This window comes from Salinispora pacifica DSM 45544 (assembly GCF_000378845.1).
In the GTDB taxonomy this organism is placed as follows: domain Bacteria; phylum Actinomycetota; class Actinomycetes; order Mycobacteriales; family Micromonosporaceae; genus Micromonospora; species Micromonospora pacifica.
In genome coordinates this window covers 2,313,293-2,339,096 of sequence record NZ_KB905359.1, presented here as the reverse complement: position 1 = coordinate 2,339,096, position 25,804 = coordinate 2,313,293, and the positions used below count along the sequence as shown (strand labels likewise).

At 71.3% G+C, this 25,804-nt stretch carries 20 protein-coding genes; 11 read left to right on the top strand and 9 right to left on the bottom strand.

From position 1 onward, the window contains the following. Window positions 1-114: 114 nt before the first annotated feature. From SALPAC3_RS0110470 to SALPAC3_RS0110445, 6 genes are all read left to right on the top strand, one after another. Window positions 115-1,710, top strand: coding sequence for an ABC transporter ATP-binding protein (locus SALPAC3_RS0110470; RefSeq protein ID WP_332308190.1), 1,596 nt, complete (start codon window positions 115-117; stop codon window positions 1,708-1,710). Continuing rightward, the gene (locus SALPAC3_RS0110465; RefSeq protein ID WP_018221194.1) at window positions 1,707-3,020 is read left to right on the top strand and encodes an ABC transporter permease; all 1,314 of its coding nucleotides are present in this window, start codon (window positions 1,707-1,709) and stop codon (window positions 3,018-3,020) included. Before SALPAC3_RS0110470 ends, SALPAC3_RS0110465 begins: the two co-directional genes overlap by 4 nt. 5 nt (window positions 3,021-3,025) lie before the next feature. Continuing rightward, window positions 3,026-4,306, top strand: a complete 1,281-nt coding sequence (locus SALPAC3_RS0110460) for an ABC transporter permease (RefSeq protein WP_018221193.1) — start codon at window positions 3,026-3,028, stop codon at window positions 4,304-4,306. A gap of 12 nt (window positions 4,307-4,318) precedes the next feature. Further along, window positions 4,319-5,023, top strand: a complete 705-nt coding sequence (locus tag SALPAC3_RS0110455) for a cytidine deaminase (protein ID WP_018221192.1) — start codon at window positions 4,319-4,321, stop codon at window positions 5,021-5,023. Window positions 5,024-5,113: 90 nt separating this feature from the next. Continuing rightward, window positions 5,114-6,394: a thymidine phosphorylase gene (locus SALPAC3_RS0110450; RefSeq protein WP_018221191.1), complete on the top strand. Its 1,281-nt coding sequence runs from the start codon at window positions 5,114-5,116 to the stop codon at window positions 6,392-6,394. Window positions 6,395-6,512: 118 nt separating this feature from the next. Continuing rightward, complete coding sequence (locus SALPAC3_RS0110445) at window positions 6,513-7,166, top strand: DUF4272 domain-containing protein (RefSeq protein WP_018221190.1); 654 nt, start codon at window positions 6,513-6,515, stop codon at window positions 7,164-7,166. Here the strand turns inward: SALPAC3_RS0110445 and SALPAC3_RS0110440 are convergent. Then, window positions 7,163-8,050 (bottom strand): putative RNA methyltransferase, encoded by an 888-nt coding sequence (locus SALPAC3_RS0110440; protein WP_018221189.1) that lies wholly within the window; start codon window positions 8,048-8,050, stop codon window positions 7,163-7,165. The genes SALPAC3_RS0110445 and SALPAC3_RS0110440 overlap by 4 nt on opposite strands. 245 nt (window positions 8,051-8,295) lie before the next feature. Here SALPAC3_RS0110440 and SALPAC3_RS0110435 point away from each other — a divergent pair, with 245 nt between their 5' ends. The 5 genes from SALPAC3_RS0110435 (at window position 8,296) to SALPAC3_RS0110415 (ending at window position 14,986) form a co-directional block, all read left to right on the top strand. Then, window positions 8,296-9,384: an adenosine deaminase gene (locus SALPAC3_RS0110435; protein WP_018221187.1), complete on the top strand. Its 1,089-nt coding sequence runs from the start codon at window positions 8,296-8,298 to the stop codon at window positions 9,382-9,384. A gap of 584 nt (window positions 9,385-9,968) precedes the next feature. Further along, a complete protein-coding gene (locus SALPAC3_RS0110430; protein WP_018221186.1) occupies window positions 9,969-13,526 on the top strand; it encodes a sensor histidine kinase in 3,558 nt (1,185 codons plus the stop codon). Then, complete coding sequence (locus SALPAC3_RS0110425; protein WP_011904728.1) at window positions 13,523-13,927, top strand: roadblock/LC7 domain-containing protein; 405 nt, start codon at window positions 13,523-13,525, stop codon at window positions 13,925-13,927. Before SALPAC3_RS0110430 ends, SALPAC3_RS0110425 begins: the two co-directional genes overlap by 4 nt. A gap of 89 nt (window positions 13,928-14,016) precedes the next feature. Next, window positions 14,017-14,394 (top strand): DUF742 domain-containing protein, encoded by a 378-nt coding sequence (locus SALPAC3_RS0110420; RefSeq protein WP_026185425.1) that lies wholly within the window; start codon window positions 14,017-14,019, stop codon window positions 14,392-14,394. Window position 14,395: 1 nt separating this feature from the next. Further along, window positions 14,396-14,986, top strand: a complete 591-nt coding sequence (locus tag SALPAC3_RS0110415; protein WP_018221184.1) for a GTP-binding protein — start codon at window positions 14,396-14,398, stop codon at window positions 14,984-14,986. A gap of 140 nt (window positions 14,987-15,126) precedes the next feature. Here the strand turns inward: SALPAC3_RS0110415 and SALPAC3_RS0110410 are convergent, their stop codons facing one another. The 8 genes from SALPAC3_RS0110410 to SALPAC3_RS0110375 all read right to left on the bottom strand — a co-directional run bounded on the left by SALPAC3_RS0110410 (window position 15,127) and on the right by SALPAC3_RS0110375 (window position 25,800). Further along, the gene (locus SALPAC3_RS0110410) at window positions 15,127-17,397 is read right to left on the bottom strand and encodes a hypothetical protein (protein WP_018221183.1); all 2,271 of its coding nucleotides are present in this window, start codon (window positions 17,395-17,397) and stop codon (window positions 15,127-15,129) included. Between the two features lie 39 nt (window positions 17,398-17,436). Beyond that, window positions 17,437-18,360 carry a hypothetical protein gene (locus SALPAC3_RS0110405; RefSeq protein ID WP_026185424.1) on the bottom strand — a complete coding sequence of 308 codons (924 nt, stop codon included), beginning with the start codon at window positions 18,358-18,360 and terminating at the stop codon, window positions 17,437-17,439. 171 nt (window positions 18,361-18,531) lie between these two features. Beyond that, window positions 18,532-20,367 carry a thiol reductant ABC exporter subunit CydC gene (gene cydC, locus SALPAC3_RS0110400; RefSeq protein ID WP_018221181.1) on the bottom strand — a complete coding sequence of 612 codons (1,836 nt, stop codon included), beginning with the start codon at window positions 20,365-20,367 and terminating at the stop codon, window positions 18,532-18,534. Continuing rightward, window positions 20,367-22,040, bottom strand: a complete 1,674-nt coding sequence (gene cydD, locus SALPAC3_RS0110395) for a thiol reductant ABC exporter subunit CydD (RefSeq protein WP_018221180.1) — start codon at window positions 22,038-22,040, stop codon at window positions 20,367-20,369. Before cydD ends, cydC begins: the two co-directional genes overlap by 1 nt. Before the next feature lie 97 nt (window positions 22,041-22,137). After that, on the bottom strand, window positions 22,138-23,043 hold the full coding sequence (locus SALPAC3_RS0110390) for a M56 family metallopeptidase (RefSeq protein ID WP_018221179.1): 906 nt from the start codon (window positions 23,041-23,043) through the stop codon (window positions 22,138-22,140). A 10-nt stretch (window positions 23,044-23,053) separates the two neighbouring features. Further along, a complete protein-coding gene (locus SALPAC3_RS0110385) occupies window positions 23,054-23,506 on the bottom strand; it encodes a BlaI/MecI/CopY family transcriptional regulator (RefSeq protein WP_018221178.1) in 453 nt (150 codons plus the stop codon). A gap of 31 nt (window positions 23,507-23,537) precedes the next feature. Continuing rightward, a complete protein-coding gene (locus SALPAC3_RS0110380) occupies window positions 23,538-24,377 on the bottom strand; it encodes an aldehyde dehydrogenase family protein (RefSeq protein WP_018221177.1) in 840 nt (279 codons plus the stop codon). Then, a complete protein-coding gene (locus SALPAC3_RS0110375; protein ID WP_018221176.1) occupies window positions 24,370-25,800 on the bottom strand; it encodes an aldehyde dehydrogenase family protein in 1,431 nt (476 codons plus the stop codon). Before SALPAC3_RS0110375 ends, SALPAC3_RS0110380 begins: the two co-directional genes overlap by 8 nt. Between the last annotated feature and the right edge of the window lie 4 nt (window positions 25,801-25,804).

The window sequence follows — 25,804 nt, the reverse complement described above, 5'->3', positions numbered from 1 at the left end:
GGCGCCACGGGACCTCCCGCTGGCGCCGGGGCGGCCGATCGGCTCCATCACGAGTGCCGTTGCCGGCGTGCCGGCAACTCCCCCGCACCATCGCTTCGTACCCGGGAGGTTGCGCTGAGACTCGAACTGCGCGGCATCACCAAACGCTTCGGTGACCTGGTCGCCAACGACCACATCGATCTCACGGTGGAGCCGGGGGAGATCCACGCCCTGCTCGGGGAGAATGGCGCGGGTAAGTCGACCCTGATGAACGTGCTGTACGGGCTTTACCAGCCCGACGAGGGCGAGATCCTGGTGGACGGGAAGCCGCTGAAGCCGCGCGGCCCGGCGGACGCCATCGCGGCCGGAATCGGGATGGTGCACCAGCACTTCATGCTGGTCCCGGTCCTCACCGTGGCCGAGAACGTCATGCTCGGGGCTGAGCAGGTCCGGGGCGGCATGCTCGGTTTCCTCGACCGTCGACGTGCCCGGCGCGAGGTCGCGGAGGTCTCCGCCCGCTACAACCTCCAGGTTGACCCGGACGCGATCATCGAGGATCTGCCGGTCGGCATCCAGCAGCGGGTCGAGATCGTCAAAGCCCTCACCCGCGATGTTGACCTGCTCATCCTCGACGAGCCGACCGCGGTGCTCACGCCGCAGGAGACCGAGGAACTGCTCACCGTCATGCGGGAGCTCAAGGCCGCTGGTCGGTCGATCGTCTTCATCACCCACAAGCTCGGCGAGGTGAAGGCCATCGCCGACCGGGTCACCGTGATCCGGCGTGGGCGGACCGTTGGCACCGCCACGCCGGAGGCGAGCCGGGACGAGCTGGCCGCCCTGATGGTTGGCCGCACCGTCCGGCTCACCGTGGACAAGCAGCCCGCCACGCCGGGCGAGCCGGTTCTTGAGCTCTCCGGGCTGGTGGTGGACGACGACCGGCAGGTACGTGCGGTGGACGGCGTTGACCTGACCGTGCGCGCCGGTGAGGTGCTCGGCATCGCCGGCGTGCAGGGTAATGGCCAGACCGAGCTGGTCGAGGCGGTCATGGGGCTGCGTCCGCTGCTCGCCGGCTCGGTGCAGCTGGGCGGGGAGCGGATCGACGACTGGTCAACCAAGGAGGTCCTCCGCGCGGGCGTTGGCTACGTGCCCGAGGACCGCAGTGTCGACGGGTTGGTCAAGGAACTCAGCATCGCGGAGAACCTGGTGCTGGACCTGTACGACCGACCGCCGTTCGGCAGGGGGCTGGCGCTCCGACCGGATGCGATCAAGAAGTCGGCGCGGGAGCGGATCGCCCAGTTCGACGTCCGCACCCCGTCGGCGGAGGCGGCGGTCGGCACGCTCTCCGGCGGTAACCAACAGAAGGTGATCGTCGCCCGGGAGCTGTCCCGGCCGCTGAAGCTCCTCATCGCCGCCCAACCGACCCGTGGCGTCGATGTCGGCTCCATCGAGTTCATCCACAGTCGGGTCATCCACGAGCGGGATGCTGGCACCGCCGTCCTCCTCGTCTCCAGCGAACTCGACGAGGTGATCGGCCTGGCCGACCGGATCGCGGTGATGTACCGCGGTCGGATCATCGGCATCGTCGGCCCGGACACCCCCCGCGAGGAGATCGGCCTGCTGATGGCGGGTATCACTCCGGACCCGGCCGACGCCGGGGGGAACGGAGCGACGGCGGGCACCGACGCCGGGGCGCCTGCCCCATCGGGCCCCGGGAGCGAGGACGAGGCATGACCAACGCAGAGTCCGGCTCCCCGGACAAGGAACCGGCGACCACGGACCAGGCGGCCAGGACGACGCTCGACAACACCGAGCGAGCCGAGCCGACGAGTCAGCAGCCACCGGAGCGCCCCGCGCTCGGGCAGCTCTTCGTGGCGAATCTCTGGGCCGCCAACACCTTCACGGTGACGTTGCTGTCGCTGGTCCTGGCGATGATCGTCGGCGGGATCCTGATGATCGTCTCCGATCCGGACGTACTGGCCACCTACGGCTACATCACCGCCCGCCCGGGCGACGCGCTCAACGCCAGCTGGGCGTTGGTCAGCGAGGCGTACGCGAACCTGTTCAAGGGCGCGGTCCTCGACCCGGACGCGGTCGGCCTCACCGCGGCGCTGAGCCCGATCTCGGAGACGCTGACCTACACCGCCCCGCTGGTCTTCACCGGTCTCTCCGTGGCGCTCGCCTTCCGTGGCGGCCTGTTCAACATCGGCGCCCAGGGGCAGGCCACGATGGGCGTCATCGCGGCCGGGCTGGCCGGGTTCCTGCTGCCGCTGCCGGCCGGGCTGCACCTGCTCGTCGCGGTGTTCGCCGGTGCGGTTGGTGGTGCCGTGTGGGGCTTCATTCCGGGGATCCTCAAGGCCCGCACCGGCGCCCACGAGGTGATCAACACGATCATGCTCAACTACGTCGCGGTGTACTTCCTGGTGTGGTTGATCGTGCAGAACGGGGTTCAGGACCCGAACCGTACGAATGCCATCAGTCGACCGGTGGACGCCTCCGCGCAGCTTCCCCGGCTCTTCGGCGACAACCTGCGGGCGCACGCCGGAATCATCCTCGCCGTGCTGGCAACCTGGGCGGTCGCCTGGCTGCTGAACCGGTCGACCCTCGGCTTCGAGCTGCGGGCCGTGGGGAGTAACCCGGCGGCTTCGCGTACCGCCGGCATCAGTGTCACCCGGACCTACGTGTTGATCATGGTGTTCGCCGGCGCCCTGGCCGGCCTTGGCGGCTCGCAGATGGTGCTCGGCACCACCGCCGCCGCGCTGACCCCGCTGGTCGTGGCCCAGATCGGTTTCGACGGCATTCTGGTGGCGCTCCTCGGCCGGGTGAAGCCGTGGGGTGTGTTGCTCGCCGCCCTGCTCTTCGGCGCGCTGCAGGCCGGCGGTAACCGGATGCAGTCGTACTCGGGTGTCTCGCTGGAACTGGTTACCGTGCTCCAGGCGCTGATCGTGATCTTCATCGCCGCACCGGCCCTGGTGAAGGCGATCTTCCAGCTTCGAGCCGCCCGGGCCGCCCGGCCGCAGACGAGCCTCGCGAAGGGCTGGTGACGCGCATGTCCACCATGGCTGTTGACGACGTCGCGGTCGCCCCGGTCAACGAGGGGTTCTGGACCCGGGCCCGGAAGGCCGGCCTGGTGCTGACCGCGCTCGGCCTGCTGGCGGTGCTGCTCTTCACCGCGCTCGCCGCCAGTGAGCCGGCCCGATTCACCCTCAGCGAGGATGCCAGCGGCGCCGCGTTGAAGATCAACGGAACGGTTGGCGCGGCCCTCTTCGGGGCGGTCGCCCTCGCCGCCGGCGTGGCGATCCTGGCCGGGCTGCCGAAGCGCTGGTTCACCCTCGTGCTCGGTGTCGGCCTGGTCGGCTTCGTGGTGAGCTTCCTCTGCTGGCAGGTCTCCACCGCGCCGGCCGGGCAGAACTTCATGCCCCTGGTCAACATCGTCCGGGGCACCTTCATCCTGGCACTTCCGCTGATCTTCGGGTCGCTGGCCGGCGTGCTCTGCGAACGCTCCGGCGTGATCAACGTGGCGATCGAGGGTCAGCTACTGATGGGGGCCTTCAGCGGCGCCCTCTTCGGCAGCCTCAGCGGCAACCTCTGGGTGGGCCTGGTCGCCGCGGCGATCGGCGGCACCTTCATCTCGCTGCTGCTGGCGGTCTTCGCCATCCGCTACCTGGTGGACCAGGTGGTCATGGGGATCGTGCTGAACCTGCTCGCGGTGGGCATCACCGGCTTCCTCTACGAGCGGTTGATGCAGCCCGACCCGGCGAAGTACAACAGCGCCCCACACTTCAGCAACTGGGAGATCCCGCTGCTGTCGGAGATCCCGGTGCTGGGGCCGGCGCTGTTCGCCGGCAACATCTTCCTCTACCTCGGCCTGCTGCTGGTCCTGGTGATTCACATCGGGCTGTTCCGGACCCGGTGGGGTCTGCGTACCCGTTCGGTCGGTGAGCATCCGACCGCCGCCGACACCCTCGGCGTCCGGGTGCTGCGGCTGCGCTACCGCAATGTGCTGCTGGCCGGGGCGGTCGCCGGCATCGGTGGCGCGTCCTACACCCTCGCCCTCTTCTCGTTCACCAAGAACATGATCGGCGGCAAGGGCTTCATCGCCCTGGCGGCGCTGATCTTCGGCCGGTGGAGCCCGACCGGCGCGCTGCTCGCGGCGCTCTTCTTCGGCTTCGCCGACCAACTCGCCACCTACCTGAGCGCGATCAACAGCGCCATTCCGAGTCAGTTCCTGGCGATGCTGCCGTACCTGGCGACGATCCTGGCGGTGGCGGGGCTGGTGGGTAGGGTCCGGGCGCCGGCCGCCGATGGCAAGCCGTACATCAAGGGTTGATGGGGATACCAGATGGAGCTCGACTGGGGGCGGCTGCGCGCCGCCGCGACCGAGGTGATGCGGCACGCGTACGTGCCGTACTCGAAGTTTCCGGTGGGGGCGGCCGCCCTGGTGGACGATGGTCGCATCGTGGTCGGCTGCAACGTGGAGAACGCGTCGTACGGCATGGCGCTCTGCGCCGAGTGCGGCGTGGTCTCCGGCCTGCACGCCACCGGTGGTGGGCGGATCGTCGCGCTCTCCTGCGTAGACGCCACCGGGGAGCCGCTGATGCCGTGCGGGCGGTGCCGGCAGCTGCTCTGGGAACACGGCGGCCCGGAGTGCCTGATCGAGGCGAAGGGCGGAGCGCTACGGATGGCCGAGCTGCTGCCGCACGCCTTCGACGCGGCGGATCTGGAGGCGGTGACCGGGGCGGACCCGGTTCCGATGGTGCCGGAGCGGCTGGCTGCCTGGCGGGGGCGTGGGACGGTCTTCGTGCACCCGGACCTGTCGGCGGGGCAGCAGGTGTGGACGGCGTACTGGGAACGCTCGGCGGGGGAGGCCGGCGACGGCGAGACCGGCGTCCTCGAGGAGGGGCCGAGCTGGGATGATCCAGCGGAGGCGATCACCTGGGGGCTGGCCCGGGTACCTCGGGTCGTGGTGGTGGACGCGGCGGGCACGATCTTCTGGGCGGGTGAGGGTGAGCCGCCGTTGGAGATCCCGATCCGGTGGCCGGGCTGAGCGTACGGGGCAGAGGCCGACCGACGGCCGGACACATCGGAGTGTGCGGGTGGCCAGCCCGGGCTGAGGACGTGGAGAGAGAGTTAGCTCATGGCGGAATTTACGGCGGTTGATGTCATTCGGGCCAAGCGGGACGGCGCGGCCCTCTCCGATGCGCAGGTCGACTGGGTGGTGGACGCCTACACCCGGGGCCAGGTGGCGGACGAGCAGATGGCCGCGCTCGCGATGGCGATCCTGCTGAACGGCATGACCACGCCGGAGATCGCCCGGTGGACCGCGGCGATGATCGCCAGCGGGGAGCGGCTGGACCTCTCGGCGGTCGACCGGCCGACGGTGGACAAGCACTCGACCGGCGGCGTCGGAGACAAGATCACCCTGCCGTTGACTCCGTTGGTGGCGGCCTGTGGCGCGGCCGTGCCGCAGCTGAGCGGCCGGGGCCTCGGGCACACCGGCGGCACGCTGGACAAGCTGGAGTCGGTTCCGGGCTGGCGGGCATCGCTGGGCAACGAGGAGTTCCTCGCCCAGCTCCGCGACATCGGCGCGGTGATCTGCGCGGCCGGTGCCGGTCTCGCGCCGGCCGACCGCAAGCTGTATGCGTTGCGGGACGTGACCGGCACGGTGGAGGCCATCCCGTTGATCGCCAGCTCGATCATGAGCAAGAAGATCGCTGAGGGGACCGGCGCGCTGGTGCTCGACGTCAAGGTCGGCTCGGGCGCGTTCATGAAGTCGGTCGACCAGGCCCGGCAACTGGCCCGCACCATGGTCGAGCTGGGTGGTGCGCAGGGTGTGCGCACGGTCGCCCTGTTGACCGACATGTCCACCCCCCTGGGGCTGGCCATCGGCAACGCGGTCGAGGTGACCGAGTCCGTCGAGGTGCTGGCGGGCGGCGGACCAGCCGACGTGGTGGAGCTGACTCTGGCCCTGGCCCGCGAGATGCTGGACGCGGCCGGGCTACCGGACGCCGATCCGGCGGCGGCGTTGCGCGACGGCCGGGCGATGGACGCCTGGCGGGCGATGCTCCGAGCCCAGGGCGGGGACCCGGACGCCCCGCTGCCCACCGCGCCGGAGGTCGAGGTGGTCCGCGCTGACGAGAGCGGGGTGGTGGCCCAGGTCGACGCGTACGGAATGGGGGTGGCCGCGTGGCGGCTCGGTGCCGGCCGGGCCCGTAAGGAGGACGCGGTGTCCGCGCCAGCGGGTGTGCTGCTGCACAAGCGCCCCGGTGATCCGGTCCGGGCCGGCGAGCCTCTCTTCGAGCTGCGGGCCGAGGAGGCCGATCGGATTCCGGCGGCCCGGACGGAGGCGGTGCGGGCGGTACGGATCGCGGCGGCTGCCCCGGAACAGCAGCCGTTAGTGCTCGAGCGAATCGGCTGACCGTCCGTTCCGTTCCCCTCAGCGGAGGGCTATCCTGCCTGGCCAGGAGGACGATTCGGCCAGCCAGTCCACACAGACGAGGATAACCGTCGTGGCGGTACCTGCCCCAAACCCCCGAATGGTGCGTGCGGCCAGCCTGGAGGAGTTGTCTCGGCTGGGTCTGCCACTGCCGCCGGCGCACTTTCCCCTGGTGTGGGAGCCCGGTGACGAGATCGAGCTGCGCCCGACCGGTGAGATCGAGACGCGGGTCGCGGTGCTGCACCTCATCCTGGCCCGCTGTTTCGGCATGCCGCCGCAGGCGGCGATGAGTTGGCTGCTCGCCTCGCATCTGGTGGAGACGGTCACCCCGCCGGAGTGGCAGTTCGTTACCGGCGGCAAGGGCGACCACCGCTCGTTCGTGCTGCACTACGACGCGCTGTACGCCCTGGCCTGGGTGCTTGGCCTAACTCGGCAGCTGGACCCGACGCTGCCGGTGGACGAGCGGCTGGTGGAGCGGATGCCGAACATTCTGGCCGGCGAGACGGTCCGACACTGGCGGTCGCGGACCCTCACCGCCCCCCGGGATCCGGCGGACGCGGCGGCCCTGCTTGACCTGCACTACTGCCTGGACTGGGCCTATCTTGAGGTGGAGCACGCCCACCGAACCCTGCCCGGCCTGGTGGACGCCAATGCGATCGGGCAGCGTCGTTGGGCACTGGAGTGGGCAGTGGTCCTCCGGGGCCCTTACCACGACGAGCCCGCCGGCTGGGAAGAAGTGGATCTCTCTACCTAACGGCGGCGGTGGACACCGAGTCGGACGGCCACGGTTACCTCGACCGGGTTGGGTAGGGCGGCGATCCGTTCGGTGAGCCGGGCCGGGTCGGTGTGCCAGGCGCTGGGTCCCATCCCCACCAGAGTGGCGATCTCCGGGCGGGTCAACGTCAGCCGGGTTCGGTGTTCGGTCTCCGACTCGGTGGCGAAGCGCGTACCGAGTCGCCCGGCCACCCGGTCGGGCTTCGCCGGATCGACCTGGAGCAGGCCGAGCGCACCAACCAACTCGGTGAGGTGGTCGGCGGCGGGCGTGACGACCAGCAGCGCGCCGGCCGGATCGAGTACCCGGTGAAACTCCGCTCCGTTGCGTGGGGCGAAGACGTTCAACAGCACGGCGACCGACGCGTCGGGCAGCGGGAGCTGCTGCCAGGTGTCGGCCAGCGCCGCCCCGGCTCGTTGATGGGCGCGGGCCGCGCGGCGTAACGCCGGCTTCGACACGTCCAGGGCCAGGCCGACGGCGTCCGGCAGGGCCGCCAGCACCGCGGCGAGGTGCCGGCCGGTGCCGGCGCCGGGCTCCACCACCAGGGGGTTCGCCGCGGCAGTCGTCCCGGGCTGGGGGTGCGCGGCGCGGTAGCGGGCCGCGGCGACCGCGGCCGCTTCGGCCAGCGCCCGGGAGATCAGGTCGTAGTGGCCGGCGGCGAGGAAGTCGGTGCGGGCGGCGACCATCTCGCCGGTGTCCCCGACGTGTGGCGCCCGGCCGGCCAGGAGGTTCACATAGCCCTGTCGGGCCACGTCGAAGCTGTGCCGGCGCGGACAGGTCAGCGTCCGGGTGGTGCCAGCGGTCGCCGCGGCCAGCGGAAGGGCGCAGACCGGGCAGCGCAGCCGGTGGCGGATGCGGGGATCCATGTCGGGCTCCGGGCCGGTCGGTGGCGAGCCGGGCGGTCACCCGGTGGACCGGCATCCTATCGACCCCGGGCGAGCCGGTTGCGGAGGACGACGTCGTGGTCCAGGAACGGCACGAACCGCGGCCACGAGGTGCGCGGGATTGTCGGGTCGAGCAAAGCCGTTCCCTCCCGGCCGGGGGGGTGACCCGGGCAACGCGCCAACGGGGCTGCCGCGGTGCAGACGTTGGTGCCGACTAGGGTCTGAACATGGTTGCGACTATCCGGTACGAGGACATCGTCAAGGTTCCCAAGGCGCTGCTGCACGATCACCTCGACGGCGGCCTGCGGCCAGCGACGGTCGTCGAGCTGGCCGCCGAGGTGGGGCACGAGCTGCCGACGACCGACCCGGAGGCGTTGGGCCACTGGTTCGTTGACGCGGCCAGCTCCGGCTCGTTGGAGCGGTATCTGGAGACCTTCGCGCACACCGTGCAGGTCATGCAGACCGCTTCGGCGCTGCGGCGGGTGGCCCGGGAGTGCGCGCTGGACCTGGCGGCTGACGGTGTCGTCTACGCGGAGGTCCGGTTCGCGCCGGAGCTGCACCTGGAGCGGGGCCTCACCCTGGACGAGGTGGTCGCGGCGGTGATCGCCGGCTTCGCCGAGGGCAGCGACCTCGCCGCGGCGCAGGGCACGCCGATTCGGGTCGGCACGCTGCTGACCGCCATGCGGCACGCCGCCCGGTCGCAGGAGATCGCCGAACTGGCCGTGCGGCACCGGGACGTCGGTGTCGTGGGCTTCGACATCGCCGGTGCCGAGGCCGGTTTCCCGCCCACCCGGCACCTGGATGCCTTCGAGTACCTGCAGCGGGAGAACTTCCACTTCACGATCCACGCCGGCGAGGCGTTTGGGCTGCCGTCGATCTGGCAGGCGATCCAGTGGTGCGGAGCAGACCGGCTCGGCCACGGGGTGCGGATCGTGGATGACATCACGCCCGGCGCGGAACCGGTGCTTGGCCGGCTGGCCGCGTACGTGCGCGACAAGCGGATTCCGCTGGAGCTGTGCCCCTCGTCGAACGTGCAGACCGGGGCGGCCCCCTCGATCGCTGACCATCCGATCGGGCTGCTGCGGGATCTGCGGTTCCGAGTCACTGTCAACACCGACAATCGGCTGATGAGCGGCACGTCCATGTCGCGGGAGATGGCCTTGTTGGTGGATGCGTTCGGGTACGGCTGGCGGGAACTGCAGTGGCTGACGATTAACGCCATGAAGAGCGCCTTCATCCCGTTTGACCAGCGGCTGCAGATTATCGACGAGGTGATCAAGCCGGCGTACGGGCGGCTGTTGACCGACGCCGGGTAGCCGTGGGGCGGAGCCGGGGCGTGGGTGAGCCGGTCGCTCGGTCGGCATCCGTCGCTGCCCGGCGTCCGCGGCAAACCGTCCCTTTGGCGCCGGGAAGTGGCGAGCCGGCGGCTCTAATTCGCCGACCGGCTGTACCCAAATCGCCTCCAATCGCGTATAATGACGCGTCGGCCCGCCCTGGGCTGACCGGAGCGTCGTCTCCCGTTGTCGGGTTGGCGCGTCGAGGGCAGCACTCTCGGTCGACCTGCCCTTTCCGTGCCGGCGGCAGTGAGGGTTCCCAGGACTCGGGTGGCAGTCGTTCGAGCTGGGTTGGAAGTTCGGTTCGTCAGCTATGTACGACTTTTGATGGCCGAAGCGGCGGCTAGTAGGACAACGCGGAGGGGCGTTCCATTGCGTTGGGTAACGCAGGTCAGACTGAATGCGATCGGATCGCCAGAACATTTCGCTGTGGCGGTGGTCAAGACCAGCCTGGGCTTTCTCTTTCCGGGGTGGCGTGGTGGAATCTCGGATGGTCCGACCCAATGGGTCGGTCGCCGGGCGTTGCCCGAGGGCAACACGAGGGCTGCAATCGCGAGGGCGGTGACGTGAGCAAACGACCGAAGACGGCAGACTCTTCGCTGTCGCGTCTGCGCCGGCCTGCTGGTCGGCTTCGCGACCTGCCGATCTGGTCCAAGCTCGGTCTCATCTTGATCGTGCCGACCGTTGCAACGGTCGTCGTGGGTACCAGTGGCATCGTTGACCACCTGCAGACACTCAACAACGCCAATCGATCCGGCGACCTCGCCAGCCTGGTCGCCTACTCGGGTGACCTGGTCGGCCAACTACAGGCCGAGCGGACGGAAGCGGTCCGGCTGCTTGGCGAAGATCGGGCGGCGGAGCAGGAGGAGCGCCGCGCCGCGTACGATGCGGCTTCCGCCCGGGTTGACCAGGCGAAGGAACCGTACGCCGAGCGGCGGGGCGAGGTTACGGGCCTGCCCGACACGCTGGAGAACCAGCTCCGCTTCATCGACCAGACCCTCACCGACCTGCCCGGAACGCGAAGCCAGGTTCTCAACGGTCGGCTCAGCATCACCCAGGCGCAGCAACAGTACGACAGCCTGCTCGCCGACCTGATCAACGTGCGTGACTCGGCCACCCAGTTGGCCGGTGACTCCGGGCTGAGCGACCTGATGCGGGCCGCGACCGCCCTCACCCGAAACAAGGAGTACCTGTCCCAGCAGCGGGACGTGGTTCACGTAGCCCTCGGCCGGCAGCAGCTCACCCCCGAACTACGGAACACCTACATCTCCACCTGGACCGGCCAGCGCCAGTGGGTGGAGACCTTCGCCGCCGTCGCTGACCGTGCCGACCAGGAGCTGTTCGACCAAACGGTCGCCGGTCCCGACGCCCGCGAGGCGGTCTCCTACAACAGCAACCTGCGCGGCCTCTCCGACGCCAGGAACCTGGAGAGCGTCGGCTTCACAGCCGACCAGTGGGACAAGGCGATGACCGAATACGCCGCCCTGGTTCGGGAGGTGGAGGCGAAGATCGACAGAGACGCCGTCCAGCTCGCGGACGAGCTCCGGTCGGCCGTGCGGCTGCAGGTGTTCCTGGAGACCGGGGTGCTGCTCAGCATGCTGCTGCTCGCCGTCCTCTTCGCGTACCTGATCGCCCGCTCGATGGCGCGGTCGCTGCGCGAGCTGCGGCAGGGCGCTTTCATGATCGCCCGGCACGGGCTGCCGCAGGCCGTCGCCCGACTGCGGGAGAAGCAGGCCACCGGCGGCCAGCAGACTCCGGTGCAACTCGCCAACCAGATCGCCGAGCCGCTGCCGGTGCGCAGCAAGGACGAGTTCGGACAGGTGACCGAGGCGTTCAACGCCGTCCACCTGGAGGCGGTGCGTACCGCGGCGGAGCAGGCCGCCCTGCGGGCTTCCGTGGCGACCATGTTCGTGAACCTGGCCCGCCGGTCGCAGATTCTGGTTGACCGACTTATCGGTCAACTCGACCGGCTCGAACGGGGCGAGGAGGATCCGGATCGGCTGGCCGAGCTGTTCCAGCTCGACCACCTCGCCACCCGGATGCGCCGCAACGACGAGAACCTGCTGGTCCTCGCCGCGGCCGACTCCACCCGCGTACAGCGGGAGCCGGCCGCCCTGATCGACGTGCTCCGGGCCGCCCAGTCCGAGGTGGAGCACTACACGCGGATCGAGTTCGGCGTCATTGACCGCGATCTCGAGGTCGTCGCCGCCGCCGTCAACGACCTGGTGCACCTCGTCGCCGAGCTGTTCGACAACGCGACCGCGTTCTCGCCGCCCGAGTCGCAGGTCGTCGTGGAGGCCCGCCGGGCCGGCGACCGCGCCTCCCTCTACGTGGAGGACCGGGGCATCGGCATCAGCCCGGAACAGCTGCGGGAGCTGAACGAGAAGCTCGCCACCCCGCCGCAGGTGGACGTGGCGGTTTCTCGGATGATGGGCTTGGTCGTGGTTGCCCGGCTGGCGTCCCGGCACGGGGTCAAGGTGGAGCTGCGCGCCGGCACCAATGGGGGAGCCGTCGCGGAGGTGAGCCTTCCGGCTGGTGTGCTGGTGCCCCGGGCGCTCGGCGCCGGGCGGCAGCTGCCTCCCGGCCTGCCGCCAGCGCCGAACACCAGCCCGGCGGCGTCACTCGACGCGTTCCCCGCGTCGAGTGGCTCCATCGCTGGCCCCCGTCCGGGTGAGTCGGGTAACCAGGTAACGCTCGGTGGCCGGCCCTTCGATCCGGCCCACAGCAACGGTGCGGGCACGCCTTCGGGTTCGCCGCGGGCGATGCCGGCGTGGTCCGATCTCACCGGTGCGACCAACGCCGTCACCGGCGGCGAGTCCCATGCCCCGTACCCCATGAACGGGCAGCCGAACAGCACGTTGCCGCAACGGCGTTCCCCGAGTGGTTCCGATGTCACCGGGCAGCAGCCGAGGATTCCGCGACAGCTGCCGAGTAGCCCAGAAGCCCAGTCGTACGGCACACCGTCGACTCCCTACTCCGGGTGGCCGGATTCCGGTCAACCCACCGCGGGCATGCCGACTTCCGCGTCGCCGGTGTCGGCTACCCCGATCTCCGGGCAACCGAGCTCCGGCCAGCCCTACGCGCCGCCGATCTCCGGGCAGCCGAGCTCCGGCCAGCCCTACGCAGCGCCGTTGCCGCAGCCTCCGGCCACCACGGCCCCGAGTAGCGCCGTCCCACCGGCTTGGCCACCGGTGCCCAGCACCGCTGCCTCGGCCTCCGAACAGGTCCCCACAGCACCCGACCTGACCACCGAGCTGCCTCGGGTAGCAGGCTCGGCCGGCTCCCCGCCCGCCGCATACCCCACTGCTCCCACGTCGGCCGGCCCAGCCGCTCCGGTGCCGGGCCCCCCACTGGTGGCACCGGCCACGCCGCCACCAGCCGTACCGCCGGCGGGGCCAGCCGCGCCGCAGAACCAGCAGCCGCCGGCCGCGCCGCCGTCAGCCGCGCCGCAAAGCCAGCAGCCGCCTGCCGACGCGACGATGGAACTCCCGATCTTCCGGGAGCTGGAGTCAGCCTGGTTCCGCACCCGTCGACCCGGCTCCGAGGAGACAGCCAAGAACGCCGACACTGTCGGGAGCAGCGGCGCCCCGGGGCAGAGTGGTGGGGCGACCCAGCAGTTCGCCAGGATAGACGCGGACCGACAGCAGCAGACACCACCAGCGACGACAGGTAACACACCAATGGCAGAAAGCCCGACGAACGGTGGTACATCGGGTCAGAACGGCACGGCCACGAACGGGAACACGTTCCCCACGGACGCGTTCACCCCGTCACGGGGAAGAGTCGGCGAGGGTTGGAGTACCGCCGCCGACGACGGTTGGCGGGCCGCTACCGCGGCCAGCGACGTACCGGTGGCGGCGACCACCTCGACTGGTTTGCCGAAGCGTACGCCGATGGCGCAGCTGGTACCGGGTGCGGTGGAGAAGCCGTCGGCAGCGGTTCAGCGGCGAACGCCCGAGTCGGTCCGAGGGCTGCTCTCCGCGTATCACCGTGGGGTTCAGCGAGGGCGCAAGAATCCCTCGGACAGCAACCGGACCAGCCCGGAGAGTAGTCCGGGTGGGCAGTCCTCGCAATCTGGCTCAGGCCCAATGGCTGGGAGCGGGCAGAAGGAGCAAGAAGGATGACTACTACGCAGGATCTCGGCTGGCTGCTCGCCAACTTCGCCGACCGGGTGCCGGGAGTCGCGCATGCGGTCGCCGTGTCGGCGGACGGCCTGCTCCTCGCGGCCTCACGGGACCTTCCGCGGGACCGGGCCGACCAGTTGGCTGCCATCGCATCCGGACTGGTTAGCCTTACCCAGGGTGCAGCCCGCTGCTTCGAGGGCGGTGCCGTGCTCCAGACCGTGGTGGAGATGGACAACGGTTTCCTTTTCCTGATGTCGATTTCGGATGGCTCGTCGTTCGCGGTGCTCGCTGCCCGCAACTCTGACGTCGGGCAGGTCGGTTACGAGATGGCCCTCCTGGTTGACCGGGTGGGGGATGCGTTGACCCCGCAGCCGCGTGCGGCGGCGGGAATGCCGGGCTGATGTTTCGCTGACCGGATGGTCGGCGGGCAGGGACAACCTGGAGGGGTCGGCCTGTGCCGGCCCCGGGTGCGAAGGAGGTGAGCGGTGAGATGACTGATCGTGACGAACCGACCGGCTCGTTGGTCCGTCCGTACGCCGTGACCCGGGGTCGCACCCGTCCCCGGCTCGATATCGCGATGGAAGCGCTCATCGAGACGACGGTGCGCGGGCGAGCTGTTGCCACGGGCAACGGCGGGCACGGCCGTGAGCACCAGTACATCGCCGCGCTCTGTGATGGACGTGTGCAGTCGCTAGCCGAGATCGCGGCGCGGATGCAGCTTCCACTCGGCGTGGCCCGGGTGCTCATCGCCGACATGGCGACAGACGGCCTGGTCGCCGTCCATGAGCCGACCATCCTGGACGACTCGGACGACGTGGTGGGCACTGAACTGCTGGAAAGGGTGCTGAGTGGACTTCGCAGGCTCTGACATGGCGCGTCCGCCGACCGCGAGCGGCCGCGTGACATCGGCGAAGATTGTCATTGCTGGTGGATTCGGCGTCGGCAAGACGACATTGGTCGGCTCGGTCTCGGAGATCACGCCGCTGACCACGGAGGCGATCATGACCTCCGCGAGCGTGGGCGTTGACGACAATCGGCAGGTGCCGGGGAAGTCGACGACCACGGTGGCCATGGATTTTGGTCGAATCACGATCGACCGAGACCTGATTCTGTACCTGTTCGGTACGCCCGGTCAGACGCGGTTCTGGTTCATGTGGGACGAACTGGTTCGTGGCGCCATCGGTGCGGTTGTCCTGGTCGACACCCGTCGGCTCGCTGACTGTTTCGCGGCGATTGACTTCTTCGAGCACCGGCAGCTGCCCTACCTGGTGGCCATCAACTGCTTCGATGGGCTGCAGTACCACAACCCGCAGGAGGTCCGGGACGCGCTGGCAATCTCCAGCCACGTGCCGGTGGTGGCGTGTGACGCCCGTAACCGGGAGTCCACCAAACACGTGCTGATCTCGCTTGTCGAGTACGTGCTCACCATGCGTCGGTCCCGGGCTGTCGCCCGGGCCTGACTGATGTTCCGGTTTCCGGCGACGGCAAGGCCGTCGCCGGAAACCTAAGCCGTTCTGACCAAGGACATCGAACAGCCCCCGGCAACTACCGAGGGCTGTTCGCGATCCAGTTGGTGCTGATTGAGGCCGGGCCCCGGACGTCAGGACCGGTATCCAACCGAGCGGTACTCGTACTTTTCTTCTTCGTCGCGGTCATTGGTGTCCCGGGTGAAGTCCCAGCCACCAGCGGCTTCGCGCCCTGGACGGCCACCCACCGCGAACCCTCCGATCTCCTGACCGCGACGCCAACCGCGGAAGTAGCCGGTGGTGTTCTCGGCGAGGCTGGCCGCGTCCCGAACGATCCGCAGTGGCCGATCATCCCGCTTCGGTGAACCGGGGACCAGGTTGGCCTGTGGCACCCGGACTGGAAGACCGGCGGCTGTCTCGGTGGCGGCCTTCGGTTTCGCCGCCTGCTCCGCCGCCTGTTCGGCCGCCTGCCAACCGGTGTCGTTCAGCGACGACCAGTTCACCTCGTCGTCTTCGCTCTGACCGACGAACCAAGCCGACTTCGCCTGGGCGAAGATGAGCAGGTCCCCGTCCCCGTCCCCGTCATCGGCGACCGGTGGGGGACGGTGCTCCGCCGGCGGCAACTGCTGCCCGCTGGGCCGCTCGGTGGGCTGGTGACCGCGGGGCCCATCCCGATCAACGAGGCGGAGCGGCGGCGTGTCGAGCTGTTGGTCAACCCCTTCGAGTAGCGCGCGGTCGGCCAGCGGTGGCGGTTCGACCAAGCGCAGCACCGGCGGCTCCTGCGGCATGTCGTCGGCCAACCACGGTGGTGGCACTCGATTCTCCGCACCTGGGTCAGTCGGAGCGTCCACCCCATGCCCGCCATACGAGTCGGCCGTAGGGTTGCGCGCGGAACCCTCCGCCGGGTCCGGGTTGTTGACCAGCGGCCAGTTCGCCCGCGAGCCCGGGGGAGCGGGCTCCCGGCCGGGACGTGGGTTCGGCACCGGCACGCTGGGGTCGGTCACGCTGAACCCGCTGCTCGGTGTCGCCGGCTCGGATTCCGGGTTGGGTCGTGGCGGGATGACGGTGCGCTGCCGCTCAGCGCGGGCATTCTGGATCGCCGCGGTGGTCAACGTCGCCCGGAACGGCTCACCCGCCTCCGCCGGTGAGCTCGAGCCGCGCTGCGACGGCGGGGCCGGGGCGTTGGCGGCCGACGAGATGGGGCGGTTCGTCGGGCCGTCAATGGGGCTTGGCGTCGCCTCCGGTTGAGTCGGTTCCACCGCGGCCGGCGGACCGGCCACGGCCATGGGGGTAATCGGCTCCGGGGCCACCGGTGGGGGTGCGACCGGCAGCGGTGCGACCGGTGGGGGGCCGAGCGGGCGCGGGGACGGCGGGGCGGTCTGGCCCGGCGCCGGCTCTGGCTGGGGCCGGCGGGCGCTGTCCAGCCGGTTGGGCAGGGTGGCGCCGGCGGACGCTGGCTCGTGGCTCGGCGCCCCGCGTCGGGCGGTAGACCGGCGGCCCGGCGCGGGAGTGCCCGCCCGGTCGTGGAGCACACCGACCAGCGCCTCGCAGCCGACATCGCAGGCCCGGACCGCGGCGACGGCATGCCGGACGGTTGTGGAGACCGCTGCGGTGAGGGCTCGGCTGGCCGAGGCGCGGCGCGGGGTCTCGGCGACCGCGACCCGGAGGGAGGTGATCGCCGCCTCGATCATTTCAGGTGTGGCGACGCCCGCGGCGGCGAGGTCCGCGAGGACCCGGTCGGCCGGTTCGTCGGGCTCCGCGCTGGCCAGCATCCCGGGCTCGGGGAGGGCGTCGAGCACCGCCAGCGCAACCGGCTCGGCGGGATCAGGGTAGGCCTGTAGGGCCGCCGGGAAGAGCTCCCGTAGCACTTCTCGCAGCGCGACCGCGGCCGAATGCCGGCCGCTGGCGAGCGCGGCGTGCGCGGCGAGGACCGGCTGGTAGCCGGCCAGGTCCCGAGGAGCGGGCAGCGCGACGGCGGAGAGCGCACCGGCTTGTAGGGCGCGGGCGAGGCCGATGGCCCTTCGCTGCACCGGCGGTGCCTGCACCTCCTCCGGGGAGTCGTCGTCGGCGAACCGCTCGGCGAAGTCGTCCACCGAGTCGTCGTCCGCGACTGCCAGCGGACGACCAGCGGCGGTGACGAGGGAGGTGACGGTGTGGTCATCGTTGTCGGCGGCGATCGCCGCGCCGCTGGGCCCGCCCGATCGTTCCACGAGCAGTGTGACCAACTGCGCGTAGCCGGCGGGGTCATCGCTGATCTCGCGGATGTGCAGCAGACGACCAGCGTCGTCAACTACGGCGGATGTCAGCGTCGAACTGACCGAGGCCGGCCGCTCAGCCGGATCCGCCGAGGCCAGACCGCAGTACACGCGCACGAGCGCCACGGCGTCGTCCTCCTCCCGGGACACAGGTCTTCTCTGCCAGAGAATGATGCTCCCTGGTGCGGGTCAGTCGCGCCAGTCCACAACGGCAGAGATCTTGCCGACAATGGTGCGCCAACCCAGGCTTGCGGTTTGTGCCCCGATCTTCTTGAGCCGGCGCCGGCCGCGAAACCCGCCAATTCCCCCGCTGGCGGCCGCCCGCAACGCCTCGTCCAGGTCGTCGAGGCTGGAGCCAGCGGAGAGCATGTCCAGCACGGCGGGCACCCGCAGCGCGTACGAGAGGTCACGGGCGACCTCGCCGGCCTCGATGAGTAGCGCTGAGTCCCAGGCGTCGTGCCCGCCACGCAGGTTCTCCACGACCAGGTCGAGCTCGTAGGTGTCCTCGTCGAGCGGTGTGACATCGCTCGGCTCCACCCGCTCGGACAGCTCGCCCCAACTGTCCAGCTGGGACAGATCATTGGGAGCGCCGGAGCGCACGAAGCTGACCAGGGATTCGGTCGTCTTGAAGAGCAATAGCCGACCCTTGTGACTGAGGAAGACCGGCACCTCCTCATCGCCCGCGTCGTCGGTGGATTCGGTCGAGGAGGCCTCCGCATCGTCCCCGGAGTCCTCGCGGGCGTTGCGCTCCTCCCGGTCGCTCTCCGCGAACTCCTGGGCGACCTCCTCGTCGAGGATGACGACCTCGTCGTCGTCCTCTTCGGCCACCACCTGTCGCCGGGCGAGGAAGGGGTCGTCCTGGTCGCGCTCCTCGACATCGGTCGGGGTTAGCTCCCGAGCCGGACGGTAGGCGCGCAGCGTGTAACCGGTGCCGGCCGGTAGCGCGATCTCCACCGGGTCGATCCGCAGCTCCGCCCAGAGCGCGCGGTCAACCTCATCCGACTCGGCAGCGGTGCCGGAGGCAGCCGAGTCGTCGACTTCGGGCTCGTCGGAATCGGGTCGTTGAGGCGACTGGCGGGCCACGCTGACCTCCGTGTGCTTCGGATTACCCACCCACCCGGTCGCCCGGCGGGTGACTACGCGCACATACCCTAGTGGGCGGCGCCGGACTGTGGTGTCGGTACCCCGGCGGAGAATGGGAATTGCGGACGTGCGAGCGGGCGGAGACGCTTGGCGGGGCGGTGGCCGGTGGGGCGGGTAGCCCCGGCCCTCGGCCCAGCCCGGTCAGGGCAGTGGGCCAAGAGCGAGGTAGCCGCGCTCTGCAGCCTCCTGGAGCTGCCACTGATCCCGGTACCAGCCGGGGATGGCGACCAGGTCGTCGTGCTGGCCGCGCTGAACCACCCGACCAGCCTCGAGCACCAGGATCTCGTCCACCGCGTCGAGGCCGCGCAGCCGATGACTGATCAGCAGCACGGAGCGTTGGGCCGGGGTGGCGGCCAGCACGGAGGCCAGTACGTCGTCCGCGGCCATCGGGTCGAGCCCTTCGGTCGGCTCGTCGAGCACCAGCACCGCCGGCTCGGCGAGGAGCGCCCGGGCCAGCGCGAGACGCTGCCGCTGGCCGCCGGAGAGTTGCCCGCCCTCCTCCCCCACCACCGTGTCCCAGCCGTCGGGCTGCTCTCGTACCCAACCTGCCAACCCAGCGGTGGCGGCCGCCGCGGCGAGGTCCTCCTCGGTCGCCCCGGGGCGACCGAGCAACAGGTTCTCCCGGACCGTGGCGTGGAAGACGTACGCCTCGGCGAGTAGGCCCCCGACAAAGCGGGGGAGGAGCTCTGTCGGGTAGGCGGAGAGCTCCTGTCCGGCCAGGACGACCCGTCCGGTGGTCGGCCGTACAGTGCCGGTCAGGAGGGCGGCGAGCGTGCTCTTGCCGGCGCCGCTCGGCCCCACCACGGCGACCCGTCGACCGGGGGGTAGGTCCAGGCGGAACCGGTCGAGGGCGGGCGGCCCCTCGCCGCGGTACCGGACGGTGACATCGCTGACCCGGATCTCCGCGGCGGTGGGGGCGGGGCTCACCGCGGGAGTGGCCGCGGATACCGCCGGCGCCTCCCGAAGCAGCGCGGCGATCCGGGTGAGGCCGGCGCGGAGGCCGGTCCATTGCCGGGCGGCGCCGACGAGGGCGAGCGCGACCTCGACGGCGACCAACGTGCCGACGGCGAGGACGCCGACCAGCACCCCGGCTACGCCGTCGGCCAGGGCCATCAGCAGCACCGCCCCGGCGGTCAGCCCGGCCACCAGAACTCCCAGCGCGTCCACCGCGAAGCCGGCCGCGGCCAGCCGCCGTTCGATTCGGGCCAGCCGCCGGATCCGGCCGGTAGCCGCGCCCCGGGCCCGATCGGTGGCCCCGAAGGCGGCGAGGTCGGCAGCGCCGTGGGTCAGGTCAACGGCGTCGGTGGCCAGGGCGCCGCGTAGCGGCGCCAGCTCGGCGGCGGCGCGTCGGGTCAGCACAATGGCCAGCGCCGGTAGCGCGACCCCCGCAAGTAGCAGTCCAACCGCGAGCGCTCCGGCGGCGGCCGGTGAGACGAACGCGGTAGCGGCGACGGCCACCACGCCTACCAGCCCCGCTGCCGTAGCCGGAACAAGGACCCGTAGCAGCAGGTCCTGGACGGCTTCGACGTCGGACACCAGCCGGCTCAGGGCGTCACCGGAGCGCTGCCCGGCGCTGTCCCGCCGGGACGCCAGGGCGGCGAAGACCCGGGTACGGACATCGGTGACCAGCCGCAGCACCGCGTCGTGCCCGGCCAGGCGCTCGGTGTAGCGGAGCACGCCGCGCCCGATGGCGAGCGCACGGACGGCGACGATCGCCACCGTCAACCGGTCCAGCGGCGGGCGGCCGGCGGCGCTCATCAGCAGCCACGTCGCGGTGGACATCAGGGCCAGCGCGGCGAATTCGGTGGCGGCGGCGAGCAGGCCCGCCCCGAGGAGCCGGTTCAGGTAGGGGCGGGCCAGCCGCAGCACCACCCGCTCCGGCGCGCCGGCACGGCCGGTGGACAGCGGCGCCGTATCGCCCTGGGCGCCGTCGGCCGGGGGAGTACCTGGGTGACCGGTCCGGTCGGAGACACGCATCAGGTCGTCCTCCCGGCGGGGGTCGGGGTGAGCTCGGTAACGCGTCCGTCGGCGACCCGCAGCACGCGGTCCGCGTCGGCCAGCAGCGCGGGACGGTGGGCCACCAGCAGCGCCGTGCGGCCGGCCACCAGCGCGCGGGTGGCCTTGAGGACGGCTGACTCGCTCCCCGAGTCCAGGCGGGCGGTTGGCTCGTCGAGGAGCACCACCGGGGCGTCCCGGAGGAAGGCACGGGCTAGCGCGACCCGTTGTCGTTGACCGCTGGAGAGGCCATGCCCCCGCTCACCGAGGCGGGTGGCCAGCCCGTCCGGGAGCGCGGCGACGACCTCGGTCAGCGCCGCGTCGCGCACGGCGTCGGCCAGCGCGGCGTCGGGCGTGTCGGGGGAGCCGAGACGGATGTTGTCTGCCAGTGAGGCGGCGAAGAGGTGGGCCCGCTGCGGCACCCAGGCGAGGTTGCGGCGCCAGGCGTCCAGGTCGGCCCGGGCCAGGTCCACGCCGTCCACGGTGACCCGGCCGGAGGTGGGCCGAACAAATCCGAGCAGCAGGTTCAGCAGGGTGCTCTTGCCGGCGCCGCTCGGCCCGACCACCGCGATCCGTTCGCCGGGCTGGATGGTCAGCGTGACATCGCGCAGCGCCGTGGTCCGGTCGTAGGCGACGGTGACTCCCTCGAACCGGATCACGCCCCGGCCGTTCGGCTCGGCCCGGCCCGTCCCGGTGCCGGCCTCGGGCGCCCCGGCGGAGAGGGTGAGCGCCTCGTCCAGCGCGGTGAGCCCCTCCATGCTGGCGTGGAAGCGACTGCCGGCAGTCCGCAGCGGCAGGTACGCCTCGGGGGTGAGGAGCAGCACCAGCAGCGCGGTCTGCAGGGTCAGCCCGCCGCCGAGTAGCCGGACCCCGACCGGCACCGCGACCAGCGCGACGGAGAGGGTGGCGACCAGCTCCAGCACCAGCGCGGAGAGGAACGCGATACGCAGCGTCCGCATGGTCGCCACCCGGTGCCCGTCGGCCATCCGGCGGACCACCTCGGTCTGGGCCCGGGCCCGGCCGAACGTCCGCAGCGTCGGGAGCCCGGCGATCATGTCCAGGAAGTGCCCGCCGAGCAGCGCCAGCCGCCGCCACTGACGTTCCGTCGCCGCCTGTGCCTGCCAGCCGAGCAGCGCGCCGAAGATCGGAATGAGGGGGAGGGTGACCGCGATGATGAGGGCGGAGCTCCAGTCGGCGACGAAGATCCGGGCGAGTACGGCGATCGGCACGGTGACGCTGAGTACGAGCTGCGGCAGGTACCCGGTGAAGTAGGCGTCCAGCGCGTCCAGCCCGCGCCCGGCCAGCGTTGCCAGCTGTCCGGCCCGCTGCCCGGCGACCCAGGTCGGGCCGTGCCGACCGACCGCGGCGAGCAGCTCGGCCCGCAGCGCTGCCTTGACCGTCGCGGCGACCCGGGCCGACACCGTTCCCTGCGCCCACACCAGCAGCGACCGGGCGCTGATCGCGGCGACGAAGCCGGCCAACGCGGGCCGGTTGAGCTCTCCGTCGAAGGCGGTGGCGAGCAGGGCGGCGAGCGCGGTCGCCTGCGCCAGCACCAGGCCCGCGGCGAGTACGCCGAGAAGCGCGAGTACGGCGAGGTCGCGCCGGGCCGCGGGGACCCGTCGCAGCAGACGTGGATCAAAGGGACGACGGTTCACCGCTGTCCCGGTGCCCTACCCTCGGTCCGTCCCCGGAACTCCCACCAGCACATTGCGTAGAGCCTAGTCGGGCCGGACTCCGGTGATGCCGCGGCCATCAGCTCAGGAACAGCGAGACCGGTAGGGCGACCAGAGTGGTCGTCACCGCCAGCGCCGCGGCGCCGACCAGCCGGGGCGGTCGTCCCGACTCCAGCAGCCGGTGGACCCGCAGTTCGAGGTCGTGGTCGCCGAGGCCCAGGGTGCCGGCCGGAGTCAGCCGCTCACCAGCGGCGGCGAATCGGCGCAGCGCACCTGCCAGGGGTGCCTCGGCGTGCCGCTCGCGAGCCTTGTCATCGGCGCGCATCTCGACCAGCAGGGTGACTCGCTCGTGTGCGTCCCGTACCCAGCGGAGCCAGGGCAACGCCCGGCGGAGCGCGGTGAACGGCAACAGGACGAGGTCATGCCGTTCCTGGGCGTGAGCCCGCTCGTGGGTGAGCACTGCCGCCAGCTCGGCCTGGTCCAGCAGGTCGAGGGTGCCGGCACTGACCACGACCCGGGGTCGTACTCCGGGTAGGCAGTACGCGGCCGCACTCGGATGGTCGAGCACCAGCGCGCCGGGCACCGTCGGATCCTGCCGGGCGACCAGCGTGAGCAGATCCCGGTGGCGGCGTTGGGCCCGGACGGCGCTGTGCAGGCTGCGGAGGGTGGTGGTGAACAGCACCACGCCGATTCCGCAGCCGAGACCGACGAGCCCGAGCTGGAGGGCGGTTACCCCGGCCGGCCACGCGTCGCGCCGCAGTTCCCCGGCGAGGGCCCAGAGCGCGCTGCCGGTCGGCAGGTCGTACCCGGCCAGGCCGAGGGCCATCGGGAGACCCATCGCCGCCAGACCCGCCGCCAGACCGACCGCCTGCCAGCAGAGAATGGCCACCCGCGGGCTGCGCCAGGTCCAGGTCGAACGGGCCAACACCTGCGCGGTGAGCCAGCAGGCCAGCACCGCGAGCCCGAAGTGCAGCGCGTACGTCATGCTCGCCGCCCTAGCGCTTCGGCGTCTTGGCCGACGGTGTGACCGGGTCCGCCGGGGTGGCGGGGCCCGCCGGGGTGACCGGGTCCGCCGGGGGGCTGGGCTCTCCGGACGCGATCAGCGCGGCGCGCAGCACCTCCGCCTCGGTGCCGGTCACCGACCGGGCGAAGCGCACCAGGGCGGCGTCTCGGCTACCGCCGAGGTCCAGCGCGTCGAGCATCAGTTGGGCGATGTACGCCTCTCGGCTCGCGGCGGCCCGGTACCGCCAGGCCCGCCCCTCGCGTTCCCGCCGCACCATGCCCTTGCCGGCGAGCCGGTCCAGCACGGTCAGCACGGTGGTGTAGGCCAGCTCACGTCCGGCGAGGGCGTCGGCGACCTCCCGCACCATCAGTCCGTCTGCTCTGCCGGGGAGTAGGTCCCACAGCACATCCATCACTGCGCGTTCGAGCTCGCCGAGCCGGGTCACCCGGCAATCCTACCCGGCGTAGTAGCGGCGGCTACCCGCCCTTGGGGTGCCAGACCGTCTTCGTCTCCAGCAGCGCCGTCATCCGGGCCAGGCCGGGATCGGCGTACCAGTCGTGGTGGGGCGGGACGGGGCGCAGTACCCGCTTGAGGTTCTCCGCCGCCCTGACCTCCAGACTCGTCGCCAACTCGGCGTCGGCCACGCCGGTCAGGTCGAGGGCGTTGACATCCCGGTGGCCCGCCAGGGACGGGACTGTCTCCTTGATGCGACCGGTCAGGATGTTGACTACCCCGGCGGGCAGATCCGAGGTGGCCAGCACCTCGGCCAGGGTCACCGCGGCGAGGGGGTCGGTGGGCGAGGCCGCCACGACCACTGTGTTTCCGCTCACGATCGCCGGGGCGATCACACTGACCAGGCCGAGTAGCGCCGGCGCCGCGGGGGCCACCGCCGCCACCACCCCGGTGGGCTCCGGCGTCGACAGGTTGAGGTACGGGCCAGCGACCGGGTTCACGCCGCCCCGCACCTGGGGCAGCTTGTCCGACCAGCCGGCGTACCAGACCCACCGGTCGGTCGCGGCGTCCACCTCGTCGCCGGGGATGCCCAGGGCCACGAACTGCTCGCGCCGGCCCTCCAGCATCTCGGCGACGCGGTAGAGGATCTGACCACGGTTGTACGCGGTCGCGCCGGCCCAACCCGAGCCGGCGGCCCGGGCCGCCACGACCGCGTCCCGGGCGTCCTTGCGTGAGGCGAGCGCCACGTTGGCTGTGCTGTTCTCACCTGACTGCACGAGATACGACCGTCCCGACTCGCTGCGCGGGAACTTCCCGCCGATGTAGAGCTTGTACGTCTTTCGTACCGCGACCCGCTCAGACATTCAGGTACGCCTCCAGCCCGTGCCGGCCGCCCTCGCGACCGTAGCCCGACTCCTGGTAACCGCCGAACGGCGCGGTGGGGTCGAATTTGTTGAACGTGTTTGCCCAGACCACGCCGGCGCGGAGCCGGTCGGCCAGCCACAGCATTCGGGAGCCCTTCTCCGTCCACACCCCGGCCGAGAGCCCGTACGGAGTGTTGTTGGCCTTCTCGACGGCCTCCGCCGGAGTGCGGAAGGTCAACACGGACAGCACCGGGCCGAAGATCTCCTCGCGGGCGATCCGGTGGGCCTGGGTGACACCGGTGAAGATGGTGGGCGCGAACCAGAAGCCACGGTCGGGAAGCTCGCACGGGGGCGACCAGCGCTGGGCACCCTCGGCCGTGCCGGCGTCGGCGAGCTCGCTGATCCGGGCCAGTTGCGCCGCCGAGTTGATCGCCCCGATGTCGGTGTTCTTGTCCAGCGGGTCACCGACGCGCAGCTGGGCCATCCGCCGCTTGAGCGACGCCAGCACTTCGTCGGCGACCGACTCCTGCAGCAGCAGGCGGGAGCCGGCGCAGCAGACGTGCCCCTGGTTGAAGAAGATGCCGTTGACGATGCCCTCCACCGCCTGGTCCACCGGGGCGTCGTCGAAGACGATGTTGGCGGCCTTACCGCCCAGCTCCAGGGTTAGCTTCGTGTCGGTGCCGGCGACGGCGCGGGCGATGGCCTTGCCCACCTCGGTGGAGCCGGTGAAGGCGACCTTGTCCACGTCGGGGTGCTCGACCAGAGCCCGGCCGGTCTCACCCGCGCCGGTGACGATGTTCACCACCCCGGCGGGGAGGTCGGCCTGTTGGCAGATCTCGGCGAAGAGCAGCGCGGTGAGCGAGGTCGTCTCCGCGGGTTTGAGTACCACGGTGTTGCCGGTGGCCAGCGCCGGGGCGATCTTCCACGCCAGCATGAGCAGGGGGAAGTTCCACGGGATGATCTGCGCGGCGACCCCGAGCGGCCGGGGGCCGGGCCCGAACCCCGCGTGGTCGAGCTTGTCCGCCCAGCCGGCGTGGTAGAAGAAGTGGGCGGCGACCAGCGGAAGGTCAACGTCCCGGGACTCCCTGATCGGTTTGCCGTTGTCCAGCGACTCCAGCACCGCCAACTCGCGGGACCGCTCCTGGATGAGGCGGGCGATCCGGAACAGGTACTTGGCCCGGTCCCGGCCCGGCATCGGACCCCAGACCCGGTCGTACGCGGTGCGCGCGGCGCGGACCGCGCGGTCGACATCGCCGACGCCGCCGAGGGCGATTTCGGCGAGGACCTCCTCGGAGGCGGGGTTGATCGACGTGAAGCTGTCGCCGTCGGCCGGATCAACGAACTCGCCGCCGACGAAGAGCCCGTACGCGGGCTGGAGCTGTACCACCGAGCGTGACTCGGGGGCGGGGGCGTACTCGAACATCGCG